Origin of the sequence: Undibacterium sp. WLX3042 (assembly GCF_049544825.1) — a bacterium.
Lineage (GTDB): Bacteria > Pseudomonadota > Gammaproteobacteria > Burkholderiales > Burkholderiaceae_D > Undibacterium.
This window is the reverse complement of sequence record NZ_CP186698.1, coordinates 3,540,910-3,567,013: the sequence shown is the minus strand read 5'-3', so window position 1 is coordinate 3,567,013 and position 26,104 is coordinate 3,540,910. Positions and strand designations below refer to the sequence as shown.

The window sequence follows — 26,104 nt, the reverse complement described above, 5'->3', positions numbered from 1 at the left end:
CGAGGCGCTGCCATCGAGACACTTTCCGCGTCTCACATGGGTTGATACGGCACATTCGAGACATCGTCGCCCGATTGTCTAGACCCCAATGAGACGATAGCCGAGCAGCAAGCGGCCGCTGATCAGGTCCAGAGTACCGGGGTCGTTCGGATCGCGCATGGTGCCTCATGTTTTACCTGCCATTCTGCAACAAACATGCGCGACACGCCAGTGCCCGGGACATCGCGGCCGCTCCGGGCGTCGCAGGTTTTAGGTCTTGTGCTACACGTCGGCACGCTTAAAGTTCACTTTAGACGCAAAGCAAAGCGCAGCCGATGCGCATCCTGTTTGCTCCCCTAAGGAAGCGCTGATCAATCACCTTTTCTGCAGTTGCTGTCTGCACGCGTGGGCGAACAAGGTCAACCCCTACTTCACAGAAGACCGTTCCTGCTGCATTAGGGTGGATAAGCGGCCGTCGAAGGCACTGCGTGCTACGTCCCGGTCGATCTGCGCACCGTAACCTATGCGCTTCTGATCGAGGGCTTCTTGGTTAGCCAGCAGATCTTTTACAGTTTTGTAGCGATACAAGGCATCCAAATAATCTTGAGTATTGTTGTTCTTCCGGATGTTCCAATTGTCGCGATCGATATTTTCTTGATCGTTAACCATGTTTCTAAGTTGGTCGAACCCACCGTTCATAGAGCCCCGAGCCGCCTCCATTTGGCGTGATGGATCTGGCAGTGGATTGCTTGTCACGTTCTTCCAAGTGATCTGAGCATGCGTAGGGTTTATCACAAGAGCAGTAAGTATCAGGCTGATGCGAATAAGACGAAGTTGAAACATGGATTACCTGTCATTTAGAGGAAAATTTAACTGGAGTGTGGGCGCTAGCTCCGAATTTACCCAACCAGCCAGTTGTCTGGTTATTTCGTTTTAATTTCTTTGTCATAAATAATCTTTATACAGTGTGCCATGCGCTCATGCACTGGCAGATTGCTTATAGTGCAATGTGGGAGCGCTGTGCCTGCTAGTAACACAGAAAGTTGTGGCATTTCAGTAGCTAGTATGACACTAACATCAACCCTAGGAACGCCCAATCTTACGGTAGCCTCAACAATCGATTTTAAAGATTTTTCCTTTGCCTCTTCCCCAAAATAATTTCTGTAAACTATAAATAAAATAAAATAAAAAATAAAATAACTACTCCAATCAATACTTCCATTTGACTTCCTTTTTGGTTTATATTTACAGATAATTTTTATTATCTAGTTCACCTAATTGGCAAGATTTATATTATATATAACATCTAGCAGACTGTTGAAAAAATAAATTTTTGACTTTTCAACCGTAAGCGTCCAGCCGTCCCATCTATGAATTCCTGACCGGCATCGCCAAACTATGCTCTCGATCGGTTCTGTCGCATTGTTGATCAAACGGCGGAATTTTCCCGGCATGGCACATTGCCCTGTTGGCGCTGGCACAGAATTGACCCAGGCGCTGATGTTGACTGCCCCAAGTCTTTCCCGCTCAGACTTGCACTGGGCTTACGTCTACAGGGTGTTGGGGTGGGTCAACGATTTCCAGCAGTCTGGGTCAATTCTGCGTCAGCGCCAACAATCGAGCAGCACAACAAGATACGCGCATGCTTTTACTATTGATAAAACCGTTATCAATAGTAGATGCAAGCTACGCGTTGGTGTAGAGTGTGCATTTTGATAAGGGCCGTACATGAGCAAATTCGTTCGTATTGACCAGGGAAAGAAACCGAAAGAGGTCGTCATGCTTAATCTTGATCTGGTAGCCATAGCCGAGTTATCCAGGGTGGACGCTGCGAAAGGAGAGCAGTGGGTAAATGTGCGTTTTGTCTCTGCTGAGCAAATGAACATGGGAAGCTTGCACTTCAAGACCTTGGAAGAGGCAAACCAGTGGACCCTGAAACATCTTGGCGCTGAGTTGTAATTCATATCGCCCGCTCTACCAGCACGAATAGATCAGGAAAACGAATTGATAAGGTCTGCGCGCCCAGCCGAGTCTAGCGATTTGCAGTCAGGCCGGCCGGGACGGTTGAAGGCCGAGCACTTTCAGCAACTGGCCGACGTGCCGCCGACGATGACCTGGTTCGCCAACATCGACAACACGCAAACGCGCCGCGCCTACCAAGCGGACTTGGGCGAGTTCATGGCCTTTACGGGGATTGCCCAGCCCGAGCAGTTCCGTAGCCTCACGCGTTCTCATCTGCTCGCCTGGCGCCGCGACTTGGAGCGCCGGTCATTGGCCGGCGCGACGATCCGGCGCAAGCTGGCGGCGCTATCATCGTTGTTCGACTATCTGCGTCCGGACAAGATGACGTTGGCTGGACGAGCTGTAAGCGCAGTTCCGCGCTGAGCACTGCATGCACGTGCCGGCGCAGTTCGACGTTCTGCAGCCAGTCCAGGATGAACAGCGTGCGCTCGATGCGGGTGTGGGTGAAATGACGAAGTCTGCGCCAACAGTCAGCCTATTTCGCGGCTCTACAGGGGGGGCGGCTGGCCGCCCGGTGTGATGAATCTTCGTGATTGCACCCACACCCGGCAGTTGGTCAGCGTGCGAGTTATCCAGTCGAGGGCGTTGTCCATCGCGGCGTCATGTGCGACCTGTAGTGCCTCCTCCGCATCGGCGATGCCTTCAACTGGCAGGAACACGCCGCTGCCCACTTTCCGCGCTGAGCCCTGCGTGCACGCGCCGGCGCAGTTCGACGTTCTGCAGCCAGTCCAGGATGAACAGCGTGCGCTCGATGCGGGTGTGGGTGAAATGACGAAGTCTGCGCCAACAGTCAGCCTATTTCGCGGCTCTGCAAGGGGCGGCTGGCCGCCCGGTGTGATGAATCTTCGTGATTGCACCCACACCCTGCAGTTGGTCAGCGTGCGAGTTCATCCAGTCGAGGGCGTTGTCCATCGCGGCGTCATGTGCGGCCTGTAGTGCCTCCTGCCACATCACCCGGAATACGGGTCCGCACACGGCGGTTGAAACGGTTGCTCGCGCTAACTGCGAGCATTAGAAGGCCACGTAGATCGTCTCGTTTGGGTCTAGACAGCCGAAGTGGATTAAAGAATGGATCGAATCGGGAAAATCATTAGACCTGGTGCGCGTCTAAACTACCCATAGAGGCCAACCGCGCAGGCTTGCACGGTCGTAGCAAAACCGTGTTACCGGCGTCGACTCCAAGATCATGGCGCACAGGATCGCCACCGCCTCGGCATCGAGGCCGGCACCAGGGTCGGTGAACAGCACTGCCCCAGCGCCCGGCAAGTCCTGGCCAAAGTTATCCAGCGAGTCGTCAATGGCAATCCAGCGTTCATGCTCTCGGCCATGGACGCACAGCCATTGCCAGCACTCGCGTTCGCGCCTGCGTAGCTGCGTGGCGCCGCTGTCGATGCCGGTTCGGCCAACGAAGCGATGGCGCACGTCCACCGCGAAATATGCCGCCAGTTCGGCCACGCTGCCGGCGTCCTTGCGCCAATCTGACGAAACGACGACCTCAATATTCGGGTGATCGCGCAGGACCGCAGCAAACCGTGGCGCGTGGCGGAACAGGTCTTGAGTTGTGCTGCCATAGTCGTGCAACACGCCGTCGTAGTCGAGAAAAATTAACATGTGGCTGCTATCGCTGGGACAAGGTGTTGGCGCCGACGTAAAATTGATCCAAGCTGCCGATTTTCGGTGATCCACGTCAATGGTCAGCAAACCCACGTACAGCAACGGTTCCAAATGTTTTGAGTTGGGTCAGTTGAAATCGGTAGCCTGGATCAATTTTACATCGGCGCCAACACGAGCCCTTCTTAGCGTACTATTTTTCCGTTTTCCGGGCCTTCACTCTTCACCTCACCGGCTAACCCGGTTTTACGTTCCGTTGCACCTTAGACCCCAAAAACGCCACCATGGGCCTGTAATCGTTCCTTGCACACCTGGCCGATGCCGCCAGGTAGATCTCGCTTGTCGCAAAGCCTGCGGCAGCACAACGGGTCTCGGGGCGAAGCCCTGAGTTGACTGCGACGGGCGCGCAGCGACCAAGCTGGCGAAACCCTGGATATGTGCCACAGGCACATATCTGGCATCCTGTCCTTTGCCGTGGTGTAAAAAGTGCTGCAAATTTGAGATAGATTTGCGGCCGATTTATGGTCAAGCTACGATTACTTCACGATAAATTTGCGGAAAAAATACGATCGATTTGCGATGAAATAGATTAAATAAGCATCGATTCTTAATCGATTAAGCGTAAGCGTAAAGCCAACGCCGTCTTGAGCCGGATGTTGATTTGCTAGATGATGGCATCACACCGCTGGGAAGCGGCGTGTTGTTTAGGCTGAGGGGAGCTGTGCGGCACAGCACAATTGGCGTATGGCCTTAAATCGTTTTATGATTGAGTTTGGTGATCGCATTCAAAAATACGATCACTGACTTGTTCCGTGGCATTTACACAGAAATTCTTACAGGCTCACAAAGGCCGCATCAAGCGGCCTTTGTTATTCCCATGAACACCATCCAACTGTTGCTACAGTATTAAATACATATCCTTGGTACGTCAGACATTGACTTAAACCACTACCAAGGATTGCTATGAAAACTCTCCCCCGCATGACCGACTGGCTACTCGGCGCACTGGTGCTGTCGTTGCTGATCTTAGCCCTGTCGCCGCAACAAATCCCTGTCTCTATTTACAAAATCAATCTGATCGCCATCGCTGGTGTAGTTGGCTACTGGCTGGATCGTAGCTTGTTTCCGTATGCTCGCCCTGACTCATTCATGGCCACAGATTTGGAAACGATTGAAAACACCGTCGAAGTAGAAGACGCACCGCTGCAATTCGAGTTAGAAACGTTCCTGCAAAACGATCTGCTGCTCGCTGCATCAATGCTACGACGTGCTGTCATCGTGGCGGCGGCTATGATTGCTGTTGGCCTGGGTGCGTAATATGCGCGACAGCATGAAAGCGTTGTTAGCGTTGCTGCTCTTCTTTGCCTATATCTTCACGTTGGCCGTCTTAGGTGCAGCATCTGCCCATTGTCAGGAAATTCCGCAGGCAGCGCATCAACACCGGGGCGATTTAACGCGTATTGCGCGGCAGACGTTTGGGCTGGATGCACCGGTTCCTGTCTTTGCAGCCCAGTTGCACCAGGAAAGCGGCTGGAATCCCACTGCAATGTCGCCTGTCGGAGCCAAAGGTATGGCGCAATTTATGCCAGCAACGGCACAGTGGTGGTGCAGTCTCAATAAACTATCTGCTATCGATTGCCAGCCAACCAACCCAATATGGTCACTACGCGCCCTGGTCGGGTATGACTACTGGCTATACCAGCGGGTTGCTGGCAATACTGAGTACGACAAGTGGTGGGCGACCTTACGCTCTTACAACGGCGGTCTGGGGCATTGGCAAAAAGAAGCGGCCACTGTCACGCCAGCGTTAAATCACGCCGCCATCGATGCCGCCTGCGGCAATGCCCGGCGCAGCAAAATCCATTGCCCTGAAAACTTAGGCTATCCACAACGCATCCTCAATCGCCTGCAGCAACAATATGCGACGTGGGGCAGAACAGTGAGTGAACAATGATCCCCGTATTCGACAAAGTCGCCGCAACGATTTGCCTGCTGATCGGCCTCGTCATAGGAATTTTAATGACGCACGGGTTTTATGTCGCTGAGCTTGCAGATGCACGAACCACAATCAAGTCGTTAGAACTGCAGCGTAGCACTGACATCGAATCAACCAATGCAGCTGCTCTGAACCGCATTCAGAAAGCCAATGACAGGTCTGATGCATTGCAGACAGAGCTGGATATAACGGCACAACGTTTAACCATTACACAATCGGAGATGCAACGTGAAATCCAACGCAACACGACTGGCCGCGCTTGTCTTAATCAGCGCACTGTCAGCATGCTCAACAACCGTACCGCCGAAAGAAGTACAACTGCAAGCATGTCCACGCCCATCAGCGAGCCTGTTGCGGCCAGTGGAACCATTGCCAGCGATACCAACATCGAAGACGAAGCAGCCACCGATACCGACATCGCAAGCTGGGCAAACATCGTCATCACCCAATACGGCACCTGCAAAGCGCGACTCGACGCATTAATCGCCTGGCATCTTCCAGCCGGAGCCGGACAACATGACTGATGTTTTTGACCACGCAGCAGAATTAGAGCAGCAAGAGCGTGAACGTGCGTTAAATGAACAGGCACGGCGGGCGAATTTAACGGGTAAGACTCTGGTAGACAGTGCTGAGTTTTGTGAAGACTGTGGTGACAACATACCGTTAAAACGTCGTAAAGCAATGCCGGGTTGTGTTCGCTGCATCAGTTGTCAGTCTCGTCAAGAACGTAGGGGGAAACGATGACAATTGATTTAACCGGTGCACAGATATTTTCGATCGTTCTGAACTTGCTACTGATTTGCCTGGCGTTTTTTATCCGGCAATGGATGACGCGGCAACAATCCGACATCGATGCTGCTGCATCAAAGATATCTGCATTGACCAGGGAACTCCACGAGTACAAGTTGCAGTGTGCGATGAACTTCGCACAACGTTCAGATGTGACCAATGGCCGCGCAGAGATGATGGATGCCATCCATGTTGTTGCCGCAAAAGTAGATCGTCTTTTTGACAAACTTGATATGAAAGCAGATAAGCCATGACTCCAACAGAAAACAAAACCGTCGATACTGAAGTCAGTGAAGAGCTGCGTCTGCTGCGCAAAATCGACAAGAAAGTTGATGCTCTCGATGAGGGTTTTGAAACAATGAAAAAGACTGCTGCCATTCATGGTGCTGTCGGAGGTGCCATTTCTGGCGGCATTGTTGCTACAGCTATCTCGTTTGCAAAAATCAAGCTGGGTCTGTAACACATGGCACACCCACAAGAAACCCGCGATAAGGTACGACGTGCCTACGTCTTTGATCGTCTGTCACTGGAAGTGGCGGCGATGAAATGTGGTGTCTCTTATGGTACGGCCAGTCGTTGGAAAAATCAGTCTGCAGAGAGTGGTGACAACTGGGACAAAGCACAGTCAGCACAGTTGCTATCAGGCGGAAGCATTGAGGACATTGGTCGCCAGATGCTGGCAGGACTGGTCACGCAGTACCAGGCATCAATGGATGAGCTGACACGTAACGACAAAATAGCACCAGCGTTAAAAGTGCAATTACTTGCCAGCCTTGCTGATGCATTTAATAAAACGATCAGTGCCAGCAAACGCATCATGCCTGAGACATCTGAGCTGGCAACAGCAATGGAAGTCGTGCAAAAGCTGGCTAGTTTCATTCGTACCCACTACCCACAACATGCCAATGCCTTCACAGAGGTGCTGGAGCCTTTCGGTGATGAATTGGCGAAAACATACGGGTAAAGTATGGCAAAGAAAACCCCGGCACTCACAAAAAAGGAATTCCGCAACCAGGTCGCTGATCTGGCGGCAGGCATGCGTCTGGCGATTGAATCGCAGTGTGATGGCTTTGATCCTGATCCGGCCAGAATTGGTGAGCGACGCCTGCAGGCAATGGCTTCCTTTCGCTTTTTTGCGCAAACCTATTTTCCTCACTACATCAAGCACTCGCCAGCGACCGTGCATGAGTACCTATACGACCGCTTTCAGGAGGTCGTTGATAACGACATTGGCGATCACGATGCAGTAGCCGCACCACGTGGCCATGCTAAATCAACGCTGATCACGCAGATCGGTACGCTCTGGTGCATCGTCACAGGCCGTAAGAAATACCCGCTGATCGTTATGGATGCGCTTGACCAGGCATTGCCAATGCTGGAAGCGATCAAAGCCGAGCTGGAGTTTAACCCGCGCTTGCTGATTGACTTTCCGGAGGCGACAGGCCAAGGCCGTGTATGGCAAGTAGGTGTGATCGTTACCAGGAACGATATCAAGGTTGAAGTATTCGGATCAGGTAAAAAGATACGGGGTCGCCGTCATGGACCGTATCGTCCGGATCTGGTGATCGGTGACGATCTCGAGAATGACGAAAACGTGCGCTCTCCGGAACAGCGCGACAAGCTGATGACGTGGGTGTTAAAAAGTCTGCTGTCGCTCGGTTATGCCGATGACAGTCTGGACGTATTCATCATCGGTACCATTCTTCACTACGACTCGGTACTGTCCAGACTGATCAATAACAAACTCTGGCGCGGCAAGAAATTCCGCGCAGTTGAACAGTGGCCAGAGAACATGGCTATCTGGGATACGTGGACCGAAATACTATTAAACGACGGTGAACAAGAGGCGCTGGACTTCTACCGAGCAAATCCTGGTATGGATGCCGGTGCAAAGATCTGCTGGCCAGGCGGAACCAGTTTTTACAAATTGATGGTCAAACGGGCGCGTGACGGCAAAGAAGCGTTCGATTCCGAGCAGCAGAATGATCCAGTGTCCGGCGAAGATGCACCGTTTGCCAACTGTATTCACTTTTGGGTAAATCGCCTTGCCGAATGGCTGTTCTTTGGAGCATGTGATCCATCCCTGGGAAAACAAGGCCGCAGCCGTGACCCTTCCGCTATCCTGGTCGGCGGTATGAACCGCGAGACGGGCGTGCTGGATGTGGTCGAAGCCAGCATCAAGAAGCGCTTACCGGACAAGATCATAGAAGACGTGATCGCCTACCAGAAAATCTATCGCTGCTTGATCTGGGGTGTCGAATCCGTCCAGTTCCAGGAATTCATGCGAACGGAACTGGTCAAGCGCTCTGCAGCGCGAAAGATACCCGTACCAGCACGGGCATTGATCCCATCGACAGACAAGATCCTCCGGATTGAATCAATGCAACCGCACATGGCCAATGGCCTGATTCGCTTACACACCAGCCAATCGACGCTGATTGATCAGCTTAGACATTTTCCTAAAGCAGATCACGATGATGGACCAGATGCCCTGCAAATGCTGTGGATGCTGGCGACGACTGGATTTGCGTCATTTGAATTTGAGGCAGCTGGTAAGCGTGGTCGCAATGAGGCATCAGGCAGTCAAGATGATGACGACATAGATTCAGGCGATGGTGCCTGGTAGAGAGAAAAATATGGCGAATATAGTTGATCAATGGGGTAAGCCGATTCAAAGCGAGATCCTGCATGAACCGCAAACAGCAAAGCTGCAGCAGTTACACATGGAGTATGCCAATCATCCAAGTCGCGGTTTAACGCCTGTACGTCTGGCATCCATCATGCAGCAGGCAGAGCAAGGTAACCTGACTGCGCAGGCCGAGCTGTTCGCAGATATGGAAGAAAAAGATGCTCATATCTATGCGGAAATGAGCAAGCGTAAAGGCGCGATACTGTCAATTGAGTATGAAATACGGCCACCACGTAATCCCAGTGCCGAAGAAAAAAGCCTTGCTGCGTATTTAACGGAGATGGTGCAGGATATTGCATCGCTGGATACGACCATGATTGATGCGCTGGACGGCGTTGGTCACGGCTATGCTTGTTTGGAGATTGAATGGCAGATGCTGGGGAAAGAGTGGCTAACCAAGGAAATCACTCATCGTCCACCAAGCTGGTTTAACGTTAGTCGCTTTAATCAGAATGAGCTGCGCTTGCGCGACAATTCATCCGATGGCGCTGAGTTAATTCCGTTCGGCTGGATCGTACATAAACACCGGGCCAGAACGGGGCCATTAGCACGGACTGGCCTGCATCGGATGCTGGCATGGCCATTTTTGTTTAAAAACTATGCCGTCAGAGACTTGGCCGAGCTACTGGAGATACACGGTCTGCCTATTCGACTGGGTAAATATCCACCCGGCACCGGCGATGCTGAAAAGGCGACACTGTTACGCGCTGTGACAATGCTGGGTCATGCTGCAGCTGGCATTATTCCGGAAGGCATGTCCATCGACTTCCAAAACGCCTCGATTGGTAGTCATGATCCGTTCCAGGCGATGATTACCTGGGCGGAGCAATCAGAGTCTAAAGCGATTCTCGGTGCCACATTGACCAGTCAGGCAGATGGTAAATCATCTACTAATGCACTCGGTAAGATACATAATGAAGTACGCCGCGAGATCCTGGCATCGGATGCCCGACAATTGGCGGCAACATTGACGCGTGATCTGTTATATCCATTGGCAATGCTCAATGGTAAGCAGATCAACGACCCACGGCGGATGCCACGTTTCCATTTCGATCTGGGTGAAGAAGAAGACTTCCAGAAAATTGCATCAGCATTACCAAATCTGGTCAATGTCGGTATGCAAATCCCCGTTTCATGGGCGCAGCGTAAGCTATCTATTCCAGCGGCACAAAACGGTGAGCCGGTGCTGGTAGCAACAAAAACGCCGGTTAAGGCAGATGTAATCGCTGTGAATCGTGTGGCGTTAAAAGCGCAGGACAATCCACAAGAACAGCTGCAACAACGTGCTGAACAAGAAAACGATGATGCCTGGTCGCAAGTTGTCGACCACGTGCAGCAAATGGTCGCTGAGGCACCAGACCTGCCGACGCTGCAAAATCAACTATTGGCTGCGTATAGTGGTTTGCCATTGGAAGATCTGCAGTCAGTGATGGCGCAAGGCTTCGCCTTGGCGCAGCTGGCAGGCATGTTTGACGTTAAAACTGGTCAGTAGCCATGCCAGTCTACGAAGCGCTACCACCTTGGAATAAGCCGTTTGCAGAGCAATTGGCTTTTTTTAAACGCAAACTGAATCTGCCGAGTGAAGCGTGGGATGACATCATGCGCCAAGCGCACGATAAGGCGTTTATGGTTGCCGGTGCGCAAAGTGCGGATCTGTTGGTTGATCTGCGAGGCGCAATCACCAAGGCGATTGAATCCGGTACAGGTATAGAAGCATTCAGAAAAGACTTTAAAAAGATCGTCGCCAAACATGGTTGGACGGGTTGGACTGGTGAAGAATCGGCAGCACGTACCGCATGGCGTACCAAAGTGATCTACCAAACCAATATGTCCACCAGTTACGCCGCTGGCCGCTGGCAGCAGTTGAATGATCCGGAACTGTTAAAAGCCATGCCGTACTGGCAGTACAAGCATAGCGACAGCGTGGTTTATCCCCGACCGCTGCATCAAAGCTGGGACGGTTTAACGCTACCACCAGATCATTCATTCTGGAAACAACACTATCCGCCCAATGGCTGGGGCTGTCAGTGCCGTGTCATTCCAGTAACCAAAGCAGCATTTATGCGTGCCGTCGCCAATGGTCGTGGCCCTGCCAATGCGCCGCCAGCTGGAGACACTGAAGGCATCGATGTCGGGTTTGAGTATGCACCAGGAGAGTCATCTGCAACGCAACTTTTGCGAGTACAGCGTAACAAGTTAGAAAACTGGGATAGGGAAATTGCTAAAGAGAATGTGCAGTATCTGATTCGCAGCAACTTATTTAAGCGCTTCTTTAACGGAGAAATCAAAGGAGAATTCCCGTTTGCTGTGTTAAGTAAAGCAGATCAGGATTTAATTCAATCAGACAATGCGACGGTACTTATTTCTGATGTCTCAATTGCAGATCATATTGCTAAACATCCAGAAATAACGCTGGATGATTATCTGAAGGTTCAACAGATTATCGATAGCGAAGAGACGGAAATTTATAAACAAGGCGATACACGGTTGATGTACTTATACTTTAATGACGTTCAGTACAGGGCGGTATTGAAGCGAACCAACGACAAGTTAAAGAATTATTTTTTAACGTTGTTCAGGAATGACAGAAAACAAGTTCCTGTTAATGCTGTACGTGTTAAATAAAGGTGGGGTAACTGATCCACGGTTGGCTACCCGTATTAGCTCATCATGCTTGCGCAAGGCTAAGTCAGCCTGACGATCATTCACCCTTAATAGACAATATAGCACAAATAATAGGCAAGTCATGTTAGAAATCACCTACAACGACGGCAATATCCAAACGATGCTTAAACGCATCATGGCGGAGACTGGCAACAGCGAGCCAGCGATGCGAGCCATTGGTGAAGTCGTTACGGAGATCAGCAAGCGCAGCTTTGACAATTCTGCTTCGCCTGATGGCACACCGTGGGCCGCGAACAGCGAAGCCACGATACTGCAGTATCTGGAAAAGACTGGTGGAAACTATAAAAAAGACGGGACCTTATCAAAGAAAGGGCAAACCCGCGTAATCAATAAACGGCCACTGATCGGACAGTCCAGAGACTTACAACGACAATTCAGTTACGTCGCTACAGCTGATTCCGTGACGATTAGCAACAGCATGGTCTATGCAGCGATGCAGCAGTTTGGTGGGACGAAGCAGCAGTTTCCACATTTATGGGGAAATATCCCTGCGCGGCCTTTTATGCCCGTTGCAACAGATGGCAGTATGATGCAACAAGCCGAGGCTGAAATTGTTCAGGTCATGCAAGACTATCTGGACGACATCATCAGCGGATAATCAATCATAAAATCAGCGCCGCCACGCCATTTAATTTGCCATGCATATAGATTCGGGCATCGTTCAATGATTGATAGCGTTAAATAGGCGTTAAATTACCTGCAAAGCGCATAGTCTGATGATGATCTGATTCGCCAGATCAGATTTACCCATATTACTGGTGCCAGAAGCATCACGACCCCACTGAAGTGCATCCACTCGTTGCCAGCTGATTTAGTCGGCAAAGTGATGGCATGCCTAATCCATCTACCCATATCGCTATCGCTGCACTGTCGTTTGAGTTATCAACTGATAGCTCGGCAGGTTTGCAGCTGACGCCATCCGGTGCCTTTCGCGCCAGGGATGGTCGCCCGACTGACGTAGCTGCCTGGTTCATTAACGCAGATGTCGCCGCCAGAGTAATCCAGCTGGCATCAGCCGCAGCAAATAGTCTGGTCATCGACTATGAACATCAGACGCTGAATGCAGAAGCCAATGGCCAGCCAGCGCCCGCTGCTGGCTGGTTTAAAAACATGGAATGGCGCGAAGGTGTTGGCTTGTTCGCTATCAACGTCGAATGGACAGAGAAAGCCAAAGCGTTCATTGCCGCTAAAGAATACAAATACATCAGCCCAGTTTTCTCTTACAGCAAAACCACGGGTGAAGTCATCAAGATGCTGCATGTCGCATTAACCAATACGCCAGCGCTGGACGGCATGCAAGCAGTTGCGCTGAAAAATCTCGAAACCTCCCTGCAACTACCTATTGAGGAAACTATGAATCCTGTATTGAAAGCCTTACTGGCCAAACTCGGCCTACCAGAAACAACATCTGAAGCCGACGCTATGACTGCAGTCACTGCGCTCAAAGCAAAAGCTGACCAGATCGATGCCAAAGATGCAGAGATCGTGGGTTTGAAAGCCAAGGCAGAAGAGCTGAAACAAAAAGATGCGGAGATCGCCTCACTCAAAGCGACTAGTGCCGGCAATGCAGGTAATCCAGACCCTGCCAAATTTGTACCGATTGAAGCGATGACGGCGATGCAAACGCAGATCGCTGCACTGACCGCAAAGTTCCAGACTGGCGAGGTCAATGATGTGGTGACTGTCGCGTTAAAAGAAGGTCGCCTCCTGCCAGCACAAGAATCCTGGGCGCGTGAATTGGGCAATAAAGACTTGGCGTCGCTGAAAGCCTTCGTTGCCAGTGCACCATCCATCGCCGCGTTAAAACAAACGCAGACGCAAGGCAAAGCGCCTGTGAGCGATCCTGATGCCGAGCTGAGTGATGAGCAAATCGCTATCTGTAAATCCCTCGGTTTATCTAAAGAAGACTACAAAAAATCATTGGCTGAATAAGCAACCGACGAAGCGACTGTTTCAAACGCGGACACACAGTAGTTTTTATTTCTATCAATAAAGGAGTTTCCCATGACAGCAGCAATGTCAGACCGCAATACCATCCGTCGCGATGGCTCGGTATATGAGCACCCAGTAAAGGCTGGTGCAAAAATTTACGGCGGCACTATCGTCGCTATCGATCCAGCCAACAATCTGGCTATTGCAGGCAAAACTGCTGTCGGCCTCAAGGCAGCTGGCGTAGCCCAGGCATTCACCGATAACACCGCCGGTGCAGACGGTGATATCCGGGTGCGTGTTTTCCGTGGCCCTGAAAACGTTTATCGCTTTTCTAATTCCGGTGGTGCTGACCTGATCACCCTGGGCGATATCCAGTCCGACTGTTACATCGTTGACGACTCTACTGTCGCTAAGACCAGCGGCACGAACACACGTTCCGTCGCCGGGAAAATCCGCGATGTCGACGTTGGTGGCGTCTGGGTCGAGTTCTAAGACGAATTGATTTAACGCGGTTTCACGCATTCAGTTCATTACAAACAAACCATACCGGAGAAATCCATGATTATTAGTCAAAGCAATTTAGGTGCGCTGTTCCAGGCGTTCAAGATGGTTTTTCAGCAAACGTTCAATAACACACAGGTCGATTGGGACAAGATTGCCATGATGGTGCCATCGTCAACGGCGAAAGAGGTCTATCCATGGCTGGGTCAAAACACCCGTTTCCGTCAGTGGATCGGTGATCGCGTCGTTCAAAACCTGATGACACATGATTTTTCAATTAAAAATCTGTCATGGGAAAACACCGTCGGTGTCCCAAAAGAAACGATTGAAGATGATACCTATGGCTTATTCAAGCCCTTGTTTGCCCAGCTGGGACAAGATGCCAAACAACATCCGGACGAAATGATTTTTACGCTGCTGGCACAAGGTTTTGCATCCTTATGCTACGACAATCAGTATTTCTTCGATACCGATCACCCAGTGTTAAATGCAGATGGCTCCACGTCTTCGGTTTCCAACTTCGGCGGTGGCTCTGGTGCAGCATGGTATTTGCTCGATACCAGCAAAGTCGTTAAGCCGATCATCTACCAGGTGCGTAAGGATTACAACTTTGTCGCCATGGATAAAGAAACGGACGACAACGTCTTTAACGCTAAAGAGTACATCTACGGCGTTGATGCCCGCAGCAATGTTGGATTTGGTTTATGGCAGCTGGCGTATGCCTCCAAACAGGAATTAACGCCAGCAACATACGGTGCAGCACGTGCAGCCATGATGTCTTTGAAAGGCGATAACGGCAAACCGCTGGGTGTACGTCCAACCATGCTGGTGGTACCGCCAAATCTGGAAGGCACTGCTTTGCAGATCCTGCAGGCTGAGAAAAACGCCAACGGTTCAAGCAACATTTACCAAAACACTGCACAGATTCTGTGCACCCCTTGGCTCTCATAAGTAGCTTTTTTATCCGGGTGAAGCCAAGCGCTTCACCCAGTGAGAGTTCGTATTTGAGTTCTTATCGCCACCATTCTTGATCAGGAGTTTCACATGGCAAAAATCAAAGTTCTGCGCGTCGTAGCCAAGTCCGGCTCTTTTCGTCGCGCCGGTTATCAATTCACTTCTGACCCCACAGATATTCCGCTGGATGGGATTAAAAAAGAAGTGCGCGACGCGATCCAGGCTGAATCAGCGCTGCTGAGCTTAGAAACCGAAGTCGACGACGTGATCAGCACCGAAAGCGACGACACGGAAAACGGAAACAAGAAATCAACGTCTTCCGGTAAAAAATAAGCGAAAGCCCCTGAGCCATGATGTATTGCACAAAAACCGACATGATCACGACCTTTGGTGAGCCTGAGCTGATCCAGATCACTGATCGTGAAAACACCGGTGTGATTGACGATGCAGTATTAGATACCGCAATCACTACGGCACAAGCGGAAATTAATGTCTGGCTTGAGGGGCGCTATTCACTGCCATTGCCTTCTGTCCCGGAGGTGTTACGCCGTATAGCGATGGATATGACGCGTTATTTTCTTTCTGGCGACATCAATGGGGATCATCCAGTCGCCCGTCGTTATGCCGAGCAAACCAAGCTATTGCATGCGATCAGTCGTGGTCAGGCATCGCTAGGTCTCGATAGCGCAGGCGTGAAAACGACAGCGGTCGACACCGTGCAGATCAGTCAGGGGCGTAACGATTTTGGCGACAGGAGCAGATGGTGATTGATCCCAATGATTATCTGCAGCTGGAAGACTTACTAGTTGATCGCCTTAAAACAGATATGACTAGCTTACGAGCAGTGATGACTGCCACAGACTTAGCCGGTGTCCAGGAAAAACGGCAAGTCGAACCTGCTGCGCATGTGATTTACATCGGTGACCAGATCGGTGAAGGCAGTCAGAGTCAGGGTAGCACCGGCGCGTCGCAGGTCGTGACACAACACTGGATGGTAGTGCTGGTCGTTAAATTTGCAGGAACACCGACGACTGGCAAAGGCAATCGCAAAATCGCAGGACCACTGATCACTCAATTATTGAAATCGCTCAGTGGCTGGCAACCACCCAATAAGAGTTTTTCAACACTGCGTCGTATCAACGCACCAAAAGTCGGATATGACAACGGCTTTGCATACTATCCGTTCGCCTTTAAAACAACCTTTGTGATAGGAAAATCATGAGTAATCAAAACGTCAAACTGAAGAAAGAACATACGCATGAAGGCGTTAAATACAAAGCAGACAGTGTATTGAACGTCTCCCAGGCAGATGCCGACTGGCTGGTCGATAACAAAATTGCAGATCGTCAGGCTGAGCCGGTACCCGAAGCCAAGCGCGAAGGCAAGAAAGCGTAATCCGGCTTTTTTATAGCAGCACTCAGTAACTCAACATAGGAGTCAACATGACACAGTATTTATTAGGACAGGGCAAAGTGTATATTGCCGCCCGCGATGCTGCAGGAAAGCCCAAAGCGCAGCGCTGGCTGGGCGATGTCTCTGCAGCTAAAGTTGGCCTGAAAGCAACCAAGGCCGATCTGAAAGAATCCTACTCAGGTCAACGTTCTACCGTTAAAAGCATTGTGGTCGGCAAAGAAGCCACGTTTGACATGACCCTGCAAGAAGTCAGCAAAGACAATCTGGCGCTGGCTTTGTCGGGTAAACCGACTAGCCTGGTCAGCGGTTCAGTCACTGGCGAGGTCTTGCCTCTTGCTCTTGTTGCAGGTGACCGTGTATCGCTGAAATATCCTAAAGTGTCGTCCGTCGTCATCACGGATTCAGCAACCCCATCTGTGACGCTGGACCCTGCAAAATATGATGTGGATGCCGATTTTGGTGCCATCACGTTTAAAGATGTCGCTGGTGTAACGCAACCGTTGAAGGTCGCCTACACGCATGCTCCGCTGGAAAGCGTGTCGATGTTCACCGCGCAGCAGTCCGAGGTCTTCATCCGTTACGAAGGCATTAATCTGGCCGAAGGCGGTACACCGATTGTCGTGGAACTGTATAAAGTCAACACAGAACCGTTAAAAGATCTCGCTCTGATCACTGATAAATATGCAGATATGGCTATCTCATCGGCGGTGCTGATTGACTCCAGCAAACCCGCTGATGATGAAATCGGTCAGTTTGGACGTATTATCCAAGTCGCACAAACTTAAACGCGCCTACCATATACTCATCCCACTGAAGCCCCTCAACTGGGGCTTTTTTCATGCGCTCCGTACACTGGATGACATCCATTCAGCGATACACCAGGAGCGAAGATGTCAACGACACCCACCCAGCAAGAATCTACTGATGACTTGCAAAAAGTCATTCCAAAGAACAATGTCATCGTTATTAACGGTGAAGAAATTCACATCCAACAATTCAAAATTGGCAAACTGCCCATGGTTTTAGATGCTGTGCAGCCGATGGCGCACATGCTGCTGAACCGCGATAAGAACTCTCCATTAGATATCAGCAGCATGCTGATGCTGTACTCGGACGATTGCCTGAAGCTCATGGCCGTGCTGGCCGACAGACCGCGTGCCTGGATCGATCAATTAGATATCGATGATGCCGTTGCACTGCTGACGATGCTAATAGAGGTCAATCTTGATTTTTTCGTCCAGCGCGTCTTGCCAAAACTGATCGAAGCGTTAAACACAACAGGCAAGACGATCAAAGAAAACACGCTGCTGACCAGCATGCTTGGTCGGATAAATTCCAGCAACTCGTCAGTGCCGGGCACCGCTACGACGACATCCTGAACTACACCTGGTCGCAATTCATTGCGTTTAGCGAAGCTGCCGACCGGCTGGCGACCAGGAAAAGTAAAGAGTCGTTTCTGTTCATGCTGATTGCCAATCGCGGTACAGAAGACGGTGTTAAACAAGTCTTGAACAATCTGGAAGATTAAATGCCATCGGTACTTGAACTCAAAATCAAGAGCTTTGTTGAAGGGCTGGAAAATGTCACCGCCCTAGCTAAAGAGCTTGGTCAGGTCGGAGAGTCTGCGCAGGCAGCTGGCAAAAGCGCATCAGCTGGCAAAGCGGGATTCACCGAGCTGCGAACTGAAGCCGATGCCTATAAAACCATAGGCGTTCGCTCATTCGCAGAAGTTCGCGCTGAAATTGCCAAGGTCACTGCAGCGCATCAGCAACTGACCAATGCAGGCACATTATCAGCAAAAGAACAGCAAGCCGTCACCGATGCCACCAGGACGAAATTAGCCGGACTCAATGCCGAGTTACGCGGTGTCGCAGAAAAGAACACGGATGCCGCTGGCAGTGGCGACGTATTCAATAAAGCGCTCGGCGTTATGGGGCCGCAGGCCGCTGCTGTATCGACTGGATTGAGTTTTGTGAAGGATAACGTCGGCGCTTTGATCGGAGCATTTACAGCGCTGGCTGTCGCTTATGGGTTGAAAGAGTCCGCAGAGTATGCCGCCCGCACCGAGACACTCGGCATCACAATGAACGTTGTCGCTAAAAATGCAGGATACAGCGCAGAAGAGATAGGGAAATACGAAAAAGAAGTCAAAGGCTTAGGCATTACGACCCAAGGCACCCGCGAATCTATTACGCAAATGATCCAGGCTGGTTTAGAGATCGGACCGACTGCTGAAGGTCAGGTGTCTCAAGTGGCCAAACTGGCGCGGGCAGCGCAGGATCTGGCCGTGGTGACCGGTGAAAATTCATCAGCGACACTGACACGGCTGATCACCAACATCTCTCAACTTGATACGGTCGGTCTGCGGTATATGGGTTTAACGGTCAATGTTGAGGCCGCAGAACAGCAATTCGCTATTTCAATTGGCAAAACGGTCGACCAGCTGACGCAGAAGCAAAAAGCACAAGCAGTGATGGATGAATCATTGCGACAAGCTGAGAAGTTGAACGGCGCGTATGAAGCCTCAATGGAATCCGTCGGTAAAAAAGTTCAGTCCTTGAAGCGTTACCAAGAAGAGTTGGCTAATGATATCGGCTCCAAACTACTTCCTGCGTATGGAGCATTAGTTGATTCAGCTACCAACTTTCTCAAAGTCGCTGATACCACAGCCCAGGGAATTGACAGGTCTGGTGCATCGTCACGCCTCTTTGCTGAGGGTGTAACGACGTTTGGCTCTGCTATGGGGAATGCGCTCAATACCGTTTTAGGCATGATCGGAGAGATTTATCCGACTCTGTCTGCGCTGGGTAAAGGCTTTCTTGATTTACTTGGTTACATCATCAATGTGGCATCTGAGATTTTAACGCTGGGTCATTACACCGATGAAGCTGGTAACAAATTTACTCTACTCGGTCAGATAATTAAGTTGCTGATCGGAACAGTTGCGTTGGCGCTGGCTGGATTAAAAGACGGCATCGATATTATTACAGCTGCAATCTTTGGTCTGGGCGGTGCTGCTATCGACATCGTAGGGAGAATCATTTCTGCGTTCGGTAAGATGGTTTCCTATATAAATAAAGATTGGGGTAAAGCGATCCAGGGCGTGGGCGATAGTCTGCAAGAGACTGGTAAAAATATGATCGGATTTGCGGATCAGACCGTTGATCAATTCGCCCGTGGTGAAAGTGCTGTTGGCAAATACAGAAAATCATTGCGTGAAGCCGAGCTTTACACACAACAGTTAAAGCAAGTGACTGACTTCAGTAAAGCCGAAGCTGAGGTGTTAAAAATGGCAGAGGCCGTCAGAAAAAACGGCTCCTATACCAAAGAATTCGCTGATCAATCTGAAATTCTCAATGGCAAATTAAAGGATATGCAGGCCGCTGGCCAACTCAGTACAGCGCAACTGGGGCAACTGCAAGCCAAATTACAGCGACTCTCTAGTGATGATGCTGCCAACTTTACCAAAGCAATCAATGATGCCGGTTTGAAATTAGTCGAGCTGGCTGGCAAGGATCGACTTGCACCGTTAAATAAAGAATTTGACGTTGCAAAAGCCAGTGTCATTGCCCTGGGCAGCAGTACAAAAACCACGGCATCGGTCATGAGCGATGCATTTTCAAAAGGCATTGATGCTGCCAAAACGTTGGCCGAACTCAAGCAAATCGGTGATTCGCTGGGAGACGTTAAAAAAGTCACCGGCGATATTAAGCCTGCGCTGATCGAAGCAGGCATTAAATTTGACGAGCTGTTTGAGAAATCGTTAAAAGTCGCAAAGACAGATAAAGACTACGCAGATCTGATCGCTGAAGTTCAACGCCTGGAAAAAGCAGGCGTGATTTCGGGCGATGCGATGTCTCGCGCATTGCGTGAAATAGAAGAAAAAGCCAACGGCGCAGAAGCTGCACTGTCAAGGCTGGCAAAACGGGCAGCAGAGATCGCCAGATCAGAAGTCGATCTTGCGCGTTCGCATCTGGATATGATCAAAGCACAGACAGAAGTTGGCCGTGCATCTCTAGATGTGATGGTAAAACAGATCAATTACTCGAAAGAAGGAGCGGCATTAGCCAAAGAAGAATTAAAACTGGCACAACTCAATAAAGACTTAGCTACTGAAAAAGCGCGGGAAGCCAAGGCATCCTACGATGTTGCTATCGCATCGCATCGATTGCTAATTTCGTTGCAGCAAAAATTAAATGCAGAAAAAGAGTTGGAGTTACAGATTGGGAAAGAAGGTGCGGAAGAAGCAAAGCAAAAAGCACAAGCACTGGCTGACCAGGTTAGAGAATCTGAGAACTCTGTCAATTGGGCGCGACAAGCGCTTTCAGAACAGCAAAAAATAACGCTCAGTGTCGAAGAGCAGGTAGTGCAGCAAAAGCTGGTTGTCGATACCGTGAAAGTCGCTTCTGAGCAAGCTAAGGATCTGGCAAAAAATACAGGTGATGTTTCAACCGGTGCTCGTACTGCATCAGATGCAATTAAACCGCTCGTTACATCATTGAGCGATGCTAATAAATCAGCGGACGAATTGACGAAGAAGTTTGCTGGTATGACAGAAGAACAAAAAAGAGCGGCTGCCGCAGCGGCTGAATTTGCTGCTGAAGCGAAACGTACAGAACAAGCACTGCAAGGTATTCAAACGGCTCAAGACAGGTTGGATTCTGCACAAGGCGTATCCAAAGGAGTAACAACCGTAGGAGGTAGTGGCCGCGAAACAGGTGGTGTCGATGGCGTGAGAAGCGTTGAACCGTATGAATCAGTATCGCAAAGAAATAGCCGTATTACCAGTGAAATTCAGGCTCAGCAAAGTAAAAATGATGCCATTAATCATACTGCGGGTGTCACAGATAACGATATTGCGACTCTGCTCTGGGACTCTGATCACGGCGTCAATATCCCTGTCACAGCAGAAAACCTGAAACGCGCACAGACCGCGTATGAAGCAGCAGCCGCTAATCTGCAGATGTATCAGATGAATGCTGGTGCTTTTTCAAATGCTGGTGCGGATTCGATCATGCGGGCATATAACCGCGCAAGAGTCCTGTTAGACAAGATGCAAGGCGGCGGATTGAATGACGGCAGTGACCGTGGTACCGGTGGCTTCGGTGGCGGTACACGCTACGGCTTTGGCATGAAAATAGTCGGATCACATAAAACAGGATTAGATCGTGTGCCTTATGACGGTTACGTCGCAGAGCTGCATGAAGATGAAAAAGTCTTAACAGCAAAAGAGGCAGATCAATATCGACGCGCTCCGACTGTTTCCGATCTGTCAAAACAACTGATCCAGCAAATCAGCAATACAAGCATGTCACCCAGAATATCAGAGCAAATGGTTACGCAGGGATCGACCATGCCAAGTAAAACAATTCAGGTCAACTTTACAGATAGTGCCGGTAAAAATATTCCGATGACGATGGAGGCCGGGAACGAACAAGCGTTTCTGGATTTACTGAAAAAAGCCAAAGGCGTTGCATCATGATCCTGAAAAATTTAACGACCAATGAAGGTTTAACGCTATCGCACGATATGCGATGGACAGATGAGCATTCCTGGTCACCAGTCTCATCTGCCAAAGAGTACAGCTTAACCGGTACGCTGATTATTGATAACGCGGTACGCCAGGCAGGACGACCAATCACGTTACAACCGCCCAGTGCCGAGATGGCATGGATTACCAGAGCAATTGTTGAAAAGCTGCGTATGTGGGCAGCAATTCCGGGATTGCAATTGCAACTGACTTTAGACGATGAACGGGTATTTAACGTCGTTTTTCGACACGATGAGCCGCCTGCATTAGAGGCAACGCCGGTAACGGAAATGGCGAGCTATGACATGGATAGCTGGTGGGTAGTGAATTTAAAGATGATGGAAATTTAATATGACAATTCTTTCAAGCGACGTTCAGATCATTGCCTCTCAAGTCATGGCAGATGTGCCGGAAGGAGGCGGATCACCAACGGCCGTCGTCATTAATGATGGTAATAGCAACGGGATATTTACTGATATTTCAGAGCTGGACAGAGCGGGTGGCCGCGTCAATATGCGCAAGGTATTTCCGTCTATCAGGACAGACAATACCGACGGCTATTACGGTGCAAACATCATCGTTGCAGAGCCGCCAGCAGATCCGCGCGTCTCCGTCAGTTTGTTTTCAACTGGGGATATGTTTGATACCCGTACAAGCGCTAAAGGACGGATTGAATCGTATTTATCAAAAGCTCAGGCATTGGCTGGGTATCTGTTTGGCGATCATATTGGGGGCCAGCAGACGGTCACAGTGTTGCAAGATGTCGATGCAGCCTTGCCCGTGGTTGGGGACACATTCTGTTTGACGATGCGGGAAGGTAGTGCCAATACCTATGAACAGTTTGTCCGTGTGACCGATGTCACTTCTCGTATTCGCACATTTATAGATTCCGATGGCACATATAAAAAAGCTGAAATACTGATGACAATCAGCGACTCGCTGATAAACGATTACATTGGCTTTGAAGCATCGCGCAAAGGTCCTGACAAAACGGCATATTTAACGGCGACAAAAATCTATTCAACGATTGTTGCTGACGCGGCGCGGTACTACGGTACAGCCTTGTCGACCAGCGCGGTCAGCACTGGCGATTCAGTCATCAATGCCTCAACAATTTTTACACAGCTGGTGCCGAGTACAAAAATCGAGGTTCCGATTATTGATTCACGTATGAATCAGCGCAAAACGACGTTGGCACAAGCAGGATCAGACATTACCGAAACCAGAAATACTATTTTTTCATCGGCCAATCAACTGTATATCGGCGGGAAAATACTGCCCGGATCATTAAGCGTTAAACAAGGACCGATCACGCTCAAAGATGCAGGTGGGACGTTAAAAAACGGCACAGTATCTGTGGGAACCGTTGATTACGACAATGGCATTTTATCGCTGTCGAATGACGTGTTTGGTACCACTGCAACACAGATCACTTACACCTATACACCGGCGTCATCAACTGAAAAAGTCACGATGTCTATCGGTATCCCAGTGACAAAAGCCGGTCAGCGACTTAATTACGTCATGTCCATCGATGCGGTACCAGCTGCAGGATCAGTATCTGTCAGTTACCGGGCGCTGGATCGCTGGTATGTACTGACTGATGACGGTACTGGCGCGTTACGTGGTTTTGACAGCTCTGTCGGCGCTGGCCAGGTGAATTATGCGACGGGTAGTGTTGCAGCGACATTGGGCGCATTGCCTGACGTGGGAAGTGAGTTGATTGTACAGTGGGTTAGCAACGGTGACACCAGCATCGCGGAATTGGTGCCGACTGGTATGACTCCCATAGAGAAACGCTTTTCTCGCGTAGTTGAACTCGGCACCGCAATCAAGCCTGGTACTGTAAATTTAACGTGGAATGTTTCTGGGGCGAGTAAGTCCGCTATCGATCTGGACGGAAAACTGACGGGTGATGCTGCCGGTAAGGTGGACTATGCAACCGGTCGTTTTGAGTTTTCACCGAACATATTACCAGCTGCCGGCACTGTGATCACATTGGCTAATACTGAGACTGTGTCGGTACAGGGTGATGTTGCCGGGATGACGGACGGCGGTGACCACTGGACTATCGCACTGCCAGGCGCAGTAACGCCAGCAACGCTGATGTTGGCAGTGTATGTGAGCATTCCATGGGATGGCTACTACGCACCGTTAAATAGTGCACTGTCCTTTAAAAGTACAGAAATACTGACCGATGACGGCAACGGTAATGTCCGTGTCCATGTTCCGGTTGTGAACCAGTTTCTTAACGTCGGTTCTATCAACTACTCAACAGGCGTCGTTACGCTGGTTAAACAGGCTCCTAATTACAAAGCGCTTCAACAAACTGGAAGTGTTATTAAGGTTGGCGATATTCAGTCATCCGGAACAACGACATCTGTATCAACCTATGTCAGCGCCGGTTTTGCATTAGGTTCTGCTGATTTAACTATTCTGGCTAACCCTGAAAATTTCAACGCTTTCAAAAATCCGTGGTGGACGACAAGCGATATTTGCGTTGCGAAATATAGTTACTCCGGAAGCACAGGATCTGCAGCGACCATTACCTTCCCATTCAACAAACTATTTCTGCAATCAGACTACGTACCAGACGGCTTTATTCTGAATGGTAAGCGCCACATGGTCAAAGCCGATGCCACTATCGTCAAAGATATTATCCCGTCAACGGGTGCCGGAACCGTATGCGGGACGATGGGCGTCATCGGTAAGCGATACGGTATGGTGTTAACGTCATGGGACGCCAACACTTCGCCCGTCGTTTCTAATATCTTGGGTGTCAATACAGTTGGAATATCGTCACTCGTGGACGCAATTACATTCCGAACCGCCATATCACCATTGTTTAACGGCGGATTCACGCTGAACGGTACATTGCAAGACGATACGACATTCAGCGTCACGCCGAATGCCGACGGTAAAATCATCAACGATGCTCTCGGCATTTACGGAACAGTCAACTACACCACCGGTGTTGCGACATTGCGCTTCGGTGTGAAAGTGCCGGATACATCAGCAAATATGCCCGGCGTGATTAATTTAAGCTATCTTGGCATCGCTGGTCTGACTTACGTTGCTGCCAGGGCCGCGAAGGCCGATACGTTCAGATATAACGCTGTCGGCTATTCATACTTGCCGCTTGATCAGAACATCCTCGGCCTCAACCCTGTGCGGCTCCCATCCGACGGACGTGTACCGATTTTCAGAGCTGGTGGTTTCGCTGTGGTCGGACATACGCATAACAGCGGCCCAGTTACCGTCAGCAACGGCCAGGTATATAACGCTGGCCGTGTACGACTGTCCCGCATACGGATCACAGATAAAAACAATGCGCCGGTAATAACTGGATTCACAACCGATCTGGATGCCGGTACGGTCACATTTAACGATGTCGCCGGTTACGCCCAACCGATCACGATTGAAGATCGTATTGAAGACATGGCACTGATCCGCTCAGTCAATATCGACGGCACGATTGCCCTGACACGCCCACTGACGCACGCATACCCCATCGGTTCTTATATCTCCAGTGCGCTGGTCGTCGGTGATATAGCGGCGCGTGTACCGGTACTGTTCGATCAGGTCACATGGACAGATAAATGGTCAGACACCCCAATTGGCGACAGCAGCGTTGCGAACTACAACAATGTGCTGGCACCCATCGAAGTGACGAACCGTGGTGCTTTAACCGAGCGCTGGGCAATCCGTTTCACAGGAAGTACCGCCTTCCAGGTAATCGGTGAACACGTCGGTGTTATCGCTGTGGGTACGACCGGAACAGACTGCGCACCGATAAACCCATCATCCAATACCCCTTATTTCACGATCCGCGCATTGGGCTGGGGAAGCGGCTGGGCAATCGGCAATGTGCTGCGGTTTAACACCGTCGGGGCGCAGTTTCCGGTGTGGGTCGTCCGTACCATTTTGCAAGGACCTGCGACAGCGACCGACGACAAATTCACGCTGATTGTGCGTGGCGATATCGATAGACCATAAATGAAAC

28 protein-coding genes and 2 pseudogenes are annotated in these 26,104 nt (G+C 50.2%); 26 read left to right on the top strand and 4 right to left on the bottom strand.

The annotated features are described in order from the left end of the window. Window positions 1-405: 405 nt before the first annotated feature. Entirely contained in the window at window positions 406-822 is a 417-nt protein-coding gene (locus tag ACPAOP_RS16240; RefSeq protein ID WP_423708716.1) for a hypothetical protein, read from the bottom strand. An 885-nt stretch (window positions 823-1,707) separates the two neighbouring features. Here ACPAOP_RS16240 and ACPAOP_RS16235 point away from each other — a divergent pair. Together ACPAOP_RS16235 and ACPAOP_RS16230 are read left to right on the top strand one after the other, a co-directional pair. Next, entirely contained in the window at window positions 1,708-1,938 is a 231-nt protein-coding gene (locus tag ACPAOP_RS16235) for a hypothetical protein (protein ID WP_423708715.1), read from the top strand. 150 nt (window positions 1,939-2,088) lie between these two features. Beyond that, window positions 2,089-2,364 (top strand): site-specific integrase, encoded by a 276-nt coding sequence (locus ACPAOP_RS16230; protein WP_423710032.1) that lies wholly within the window; start codon window positions 2,089-2,091, stop codon window positions 2,362-2,364. Here the strand turns inward: ACPAOP_RS16230 and ACPAOP_RS16225 are convergent. Both ACPAOP_RS16225 and ACPAOP_RS16220 read right to left on the bottom strand, forming a co-directional pair. After that, window positions 2,360-2,437 (bottom strand): annotated as a pseudogene (locus tag ACPAOP_RS16225) (Tn3 family transposase); the annotation flags it as partial. The gene ACPAOP_RS16230 and the pseudogene ACPAOP_RS16225 overlap by 5 nt on opposite strands. A gap of 242 nt (window positions 2,438-2,679) precedes the next feature. Then, a pseudogene (locus ACPAOP_RS16220) lies at window positions 2,680-2,757 on the bottom strand (Tn3 family transposase); the annotation flags it as partial. Between the two features lie 271 nt (window positions 2,758-3,028). On the opposite strand from ACPAOP_RS16220, the gene ACPAOP_RS16215 reads away from it, so the two are divergent. Beyond that, complete coding sequence (locus ACPAOP_RS16215) at window positions 3,029-3,112, top strand: H-NS family nucleoid-associated regulatory protein (RefSeq protein ID WP_423710031.1); 84 nt, start codon at window positions 3,029-3,031, stop codon at window positions 3,110-3,112. Here the strand turns inward: ACPAOP_RS16215 and ACPAOP_RS16210 are convergent. Next, window positions 3,109-3,612: an HAD domain-containing protein gene (locus tag ACPAOP_RS16210; RefSeq protein ID WP_423708714.1), complete on the bottom strand. Its 504-nt coding sequence runs from the start codon at window positions 3,610-3,612 to the stop codon at window positions 3,109-3,111. The genes ACPAOP_RS16215 and ACPAOP_RS16210 overlap by 4 nt on opposite strands. Before the next feature lie 963 nt (window positions 3,613-4,575). Here ACPAOP_RS16210 and ACPAOP_RS16205 point away from each other — a divergent pair. The 23 genes from ACPAOP_RS16205 (at window position 4,576) to ACPAOP_RS16095 (ending at window position 26,097) form a co-directional block, all read left to right on the top strand. Continuing rightward, window positions 4,576-4,929 carry a putative holin gene (locus ACPAOP_RS16205; protein ID WP_423708713.1) on the top strand — a complete coding sequence of 118 codons (354 nt, stop codon included), beginning with the start codon at window positions 4,576-4,578 and terminating at the stop codon, window positions 4,927-4,929. Between the two features lie 13 nt (window positions 4,930-4,942). After that, a complete protein-coding gene (locus ACPAOP_RS16200; RefSeq protein ID WP_423708712.1) occupies window positions 4,943-5,566 on the top strand; it encodes a transglycosylase SLT domain-containing protein in 624 nt (207 codons plus the stop codon). Further along, window positions 5,563-6,132, top strand: coding sequence for a hypothetical protein (locus tag ACPAOP_RS16195; RefSeq protein ID WP_423708711.1), 570 nt, complete (start codon window positions 5,563-5,565; stop codon window positions 6,130-6,132). Before ACPAOP_RS16200 ends, ACPAOP_RS16195 begins: the two co-directional genes overlap by 4 nt. After that, on the top strand, window positions 6,125-6,352 hold the full coding sequence (locus ACPAOP_RS16190) for a TraR/DksA family transcriptional regulator (protein ID WP_423708710.1): 228 nt from the start codon (window positions 6,125-6,127) through the stop codon (window positions 6,350-6,352). Before ACPAOP_RS16195 ends, ACPAOP_RS16190 begins: the two co-directional genes overlap by 8 nt. Continuing rightward, window positions 6,349-6,651, top strand: coding sequence for a hypothetical protein (locus tag ACPAOP_RS16185; protein WP_423708709.1), 303 nt, complete (start codon window positions 6,349-6,351; stop codon window positions 6,649-6,651). The genes ACPAOP_RS16190 and ACPAOP_RS16185 overlap by 4 nt, the downstream gene beginning before the upstream one ends. Next, complete coding sequence (locus ACPAOP_RS16180; protein WP_423708708.1) at window positions 6,648-6,857, top strand: hypothetical protein; 210 nt, start codon at window positions 6,648-6,650, stop codon at window positions 6,855-6,857. The genes ACPAOP_RS16185 and ACPAOP_RS16180 overlap by 4 nt, the downstream gene beginning before the upstream one ends. A gap of 3 nt (window positions 6,858-6,860) precedes the next feature. Further along, window positions 6,861-7,361 (top strand): DUF1804 family protein, encoded by a 501-nt coding sequence (locus tag ACPAOP_RS16175; protein ID WP_423708707.1) that lies wholly within the window; start codon window positions 6,861-6,863, stop codon window positions 7,359-7,361. A gap of 3 nt (window positions 7,362-7,364) precedes the next feature. Beyond that, the gene (gene terL, locus ACPAOP_RS16170; protein WP_423708706.1) at window positions 7,365-9,023 is read left to right on the top strand and encodes a phage terminase large subunit; all 1,659 of its coding nucleotides are present in this window, start codon (window positions 7,365-7,367) and stop codon (window positions 9,021-9,023) included. A gap of 10 nt (window positions 9,024-9,033) precedes the next feature. After that, window positions 9,034-10,578: a DUF935 domain-containing protein gene (locus ACPAOP_RS16165; RefSeq protein ID WP_423708705.1), complete on the top strand. Its 1,545-nt coding sequence runs from the start codon at window positions 9,034-9,036 to the stop codon at window positions 10,576-10,578. A 134-nt stretch (window positions 10,579-10,712) separates the two neighbouring features. After that, complete coding sequence (locus tag ACPAOP_RS16160) at window positions 10,713-11,711, top strand: phage minor head protein (RefSeq protein ID WP_423708704.1); 999 nt, start codon at window positions 10,713-10,715, stop codon at window positions 11,709-11,711. A 121-nt stretch (window positions 11,712-11,832) separates the two neighbouring features. After that, window positions 11,833-12,369: a phage virion morphogenesis protein gene (locus ACPAOP_RS16155; RefSeq protein ID WP_423708703.1), complete on the top strand. Its 537-nt coding sequence runs from the start codon at window positions 11,833-11,835 to the stop codon at window positions 12,367-12,369. Window positions 12,370-12,602: 233 nt separating this feature from the next. After that, window positions 12,603-13,703, top strand: a complete 1,101-nt coding sequence (locus ACPAOP_RS16150; protein WP_423708702.1) for a phage protease — start codon at window positions 12,603-12,605, stop codon at window positions 13,701-13,703. A 72-nt stretch (window positions 13,704-13,775) separates the two neighbouring features. Beyond that, complete coding sequence (locus ACPAOP_RS16145; RefSeq protein WP_423708701.1) at window positions 13,776-14,195, top strand: hypothetical protein; 420 nt, start codon at window positions 13,776-13,778, stop codon at window positions 14,193-14,195. 66 nt (window positions 14,196-14,261) lie between these two features. Next, a complete protein-coding gene (locus ACPAOP_RS16140; RefSeq protein ID WP_423708700.1) occupies window positions 14,262-15,155 on the top strand; it encodes a Mu-like prophage major head subunit gpT family protein in 894 nt (297 codons plus the stop codon). Window positions 15,156-15,248: 93 nt separating this feature from the next. Beyond that, window positions 15,249-15,491 carry a hypothetical protein gene (locus tag ACPAOP_RS16135; protein WP_423708699.1) on the top strand — a complete coding sequence of 81 codons (243 nt, stop codon included), beginning with the start codon at window positions 15,249-15,251 and terminating at the stop codon, window positions 15,489-15,491. 20 nt (window positions 15,492-15,511) lie between these two features. Further along, complete coding sequence (locus tag ACPAOP_RS16130; RefSeq protein WP_423708698.1) at window positions 15,512-15,925, top strand: gp436 family protein; 414 nt, start codon at window positions 15,512-15,514, stop codon at window positions 15,923-15,925. Further along, entirely contained in the window at window positions 15,919-16,380 is a 462-nt protein-coding gene (locus ACPAOP_RS16125; RefSeq protein WP_423708697.1) for a phage tail terminator protein, read from the top strand. Before ACPAOP_RS16130 ends, ACPAOP_RS16125 begins: the two co-directional genes overlap by 7 nt. Then, window positions 16,377-16,553: a DUF7210 family protein gene (locus ACPAOP_RS16120; protein ID WP_423708696.1), complete on the top strand. Its 177-nt coding sequence runs from the start codon at window positions 16,377-16,379 to the stop codon at window positions 16,551-16,553. Before ACPAOP_RS16125 ends, ACPAOP_RS16120 begins: the two co-directional genes overlap by 4 nt. Window positions 16,554-16,600: 47 nt before the next feature. Then, window positions 16,601-17,356: a hypothetical protein gene (locus ACPAOP_RS16115; RefSeq protein WP_423708695.1), complete on the top strand. Its 756-nt coding sequence runs from the start codon at window positions 16,601-16,603 to the stop codon at window positions 17,354-17,356. 105 nt (window positions 17,357-17,461) lie between these two features. After that, on the top strand, window positions 17,462-17,950 hold the full coding sequence (locus ACPAOP_RS16110; RefSeq protein ID WP_423708694.1) for a hypothetical protein: 489 nt from the start codon (window positions 17,462-17,464) through the stop codon (window positions 17,948-17,950). A 149-nt stretch (window positions 17,951-18,099) separates the two neighbouring features. Further along, the gene (locus ACPAOP_RS16105) at window positions 18,100-22,053 is read left to right on the top strand and encodes a hypothetical protein (protein WP_423708693.1); all 3,954 of its coding nucleotides are present in this window, start codon (window positions 18,100-18,102) and stop codon (window positions 22,051-22,053) included. Then, a complete protein-coding gene (locus ACPAOP_RS16100) occupies window positions 22,050-22,451 on the top strand; it encodes a hypothetical protein (RefSeq protein WP_423708692.1) in 402 nt (133 codons plus the stop codon). The genes ACPAOP_RS16105 and ACPAOP_RS16100 overlap by 4 nt, the downstream gene beginning before the upstream one ends. 1 nt (window position 22,452) lies before the next feature. Then, complete coding sequence (locus tag ACPAOP_RS16095) at window positions 22,453-26,097, top strand: hypothetical protein (protein ID WP_423708691.1); 3,645 nt, start codon at window positions 22,453-22,455, stop codon at window positions 26,095-26,097. Window positions 26,098-26,104 lie beyond the last annotated feature (7 nt).

Bases quoted from the DNA above. Each gene is read 5' to 3' on its own strand.
- ACPAOP_RS16125 (WP_423708697.1), top strand. From the start codon at position 15,919: ATGGTGATTGATCCCAATGATTATCTGCAGCTGGAAGACTTACTAGTT.
- ACPAOP_RS16175 (WP_423708707.1), top strand. From the start codon at position 6,861: ATGGCACACCCACAAGAAACCCGCGATAAGGTACGACGTGCCTACGTC.
- ACPAOP_RS16235 (WP_423708715.1), top strand. From the start codon at position 1,708: ATGAGCAAATTCGTTCGTATTGACCAGGGAAAGAAACCGAAAGAGGTC.
- ACPAOP_RS16105 (WP_423708693.1), top strand. From the start codon at position 18,100: ATGCCATCGGTACTTGAACTCAAAATCAAGAGCTTTGTTGAAGGGCTG.
- ACPAOP_RS16120 (WP_423708696.1), top strand. From the start codon at position 16,377: ATGAGTAATCAAAACGTCAAACTGAAGAAAGAACATACGCATGAAGGC.
- ACPAOP_RS16130 (WP_423708698.1), top strand. From the start codon at position 15,512: ATGTATTGCACAAAAACCGACATGATCACGACCTTTGGTGAGCCTGAG.
- ACPAOP_RS16160 (WP_423708704.1), top strand. From the start codon at position 10,713: ATGGTTGCCGGTGCGCAAAGTGCGGATCTGTTGGTTGATCTGCGAGGC.
- ACPAOP_RS16100 (WP_423708692.1), top strand. From the start codon at position 22,050: ATGATCCTGAAAAATTTAACGACCAATGAAGGTTTAACGCTATCGCAC.
- ACPAOP_RS16185 (WP_423708709.1), top strand. From the start codon at position 6,349: ATGACAATTGATTTAACCGGTGCACAGATATTTTCGATCGTTCTGAAC.
- ACPAOP_RS16210 (WP_423708714.1), bottom strand. From the start codon at position 3,612: ATGTTAATTTTTCTCGACTACGACGGCGTGTTGCACGACTATGGCAGC.
- terL (WP_423708706.1), top strand. From the start codon at position 7,365: ATGGCAAAGAAAACCCCGGCACTCACAAAAAAGGAATTCCGCAACCAG.
- ACPAOP_RS16135 (WP_423708699.1), top strand. From the start codon at position 15,249: ATGGCAAAAATCAAAGTTCTGCGCGTCGTAGCCAAGTCCGGCTCTTTT.
- ACPAOP_RS16115 (WP_423708695.1), top strand. From the start codon at position 16,601: ATGACACAGTATTTATTAGGACAGGGCAAAGTGTATATTGCCGCCCGC.
- ACPAOP_RS16205 (WP_423708713.1), top strand. From the start codon at position 4,576: ATGAAAACTCTCCCCCGCATGACCGACTGGCTACTCGGCGCACTGGTG.
- ACPAOP_RS16195 (WP_423708711.1), top strand. From the start codon at position 5,563: ATGATCCCCGTATTCGACAAAGTCGCCGCAACGATTTGCCTGCTGATC.
- ACPAOP_RS16110 (WP_423708694.1), top strand. From the start codon at position 17,462: ATGTCAACGACACCCACCCAGCAAGAATCTACTGATGACTTGCAAAAA.
- ACPAOP_RS16200 (WP_423708712.1), top strand. From the start codon at position 4,943: ATGAAAGCGTTGTTAGCGTTGCTGCTCTTCTTTGCCTATATCTTCACG.
- ACPAOP_RS16155 (WP_423708703.1), top strand. From the start codon at position 11,833: ATGTTAGAAATCACCTACAACGACGGCAATATCCAAACGATGCTTAAA.
- ACPAOP_RS16180 (WP_423708708.1), top strand. From the start codon at position 6,648: ATGACTCCAACAGAAAACAAAACCGTCGATACTGAAGTCAGTGAAGAG.
- ACPAOP_RS16095 (WP_423708691.1), top strand. From the start codon at position 22,453: ATGACAATTCTTTCAAGCGACGTTCAGATCATTGCCTCTCAAGTCATG.
- ACPAOP_RS16150 (WP_423708702.1), top strand. From the start codon at position 12,603: ATGCCTAATCCATCTACCCATATCGCTATCGCTGCACTGTCGTTTGAG.
- ACPAOP_RS16240 (WP_423708716.1), bottom strand. From the start codon at position 822: ATGTTTCAACTTCGTCTTATTCGCATCAGCCTGATACTTACTGCTCTT.
- ACPAOP_RS16165 (WP_423708705.1), top strand. From the start codon at position 9,034: ATGGCGAATATAGTTGATCAATGGGGTAAGCCGATTCAAAGCGAGATC.
- ACPAOP_RS16145 (WP_423708701.1), top strand. From the start codon at position 13,776: ATGACAGCAGCAATGTCAGACCGCAATACCATCCGTCGCGATGGCTCG.
- ACPAOP_RS16230 (WP_423710032.1), top strand. From the start codon at position 2,089: ATGACCTGGTTCGCCAACATCGACAACACGCAAACGCGCCGCGCCTAC.
- ACPAOP_RS16140 (WP_423708700.1), top strand. From the start codon at position 14,262: ATGATTATTAGTCAAAGCAATTTAGGTGCGCTGTTCCAGGCGTTCAAG.
- ACPAOP_RS16190 (WP_423708710.1), top strand. From the start codon at position 6,125: ATGACTGATGTTTTTGACCACGCAGCAGAATTAGAGCAGCAAGAGCGT.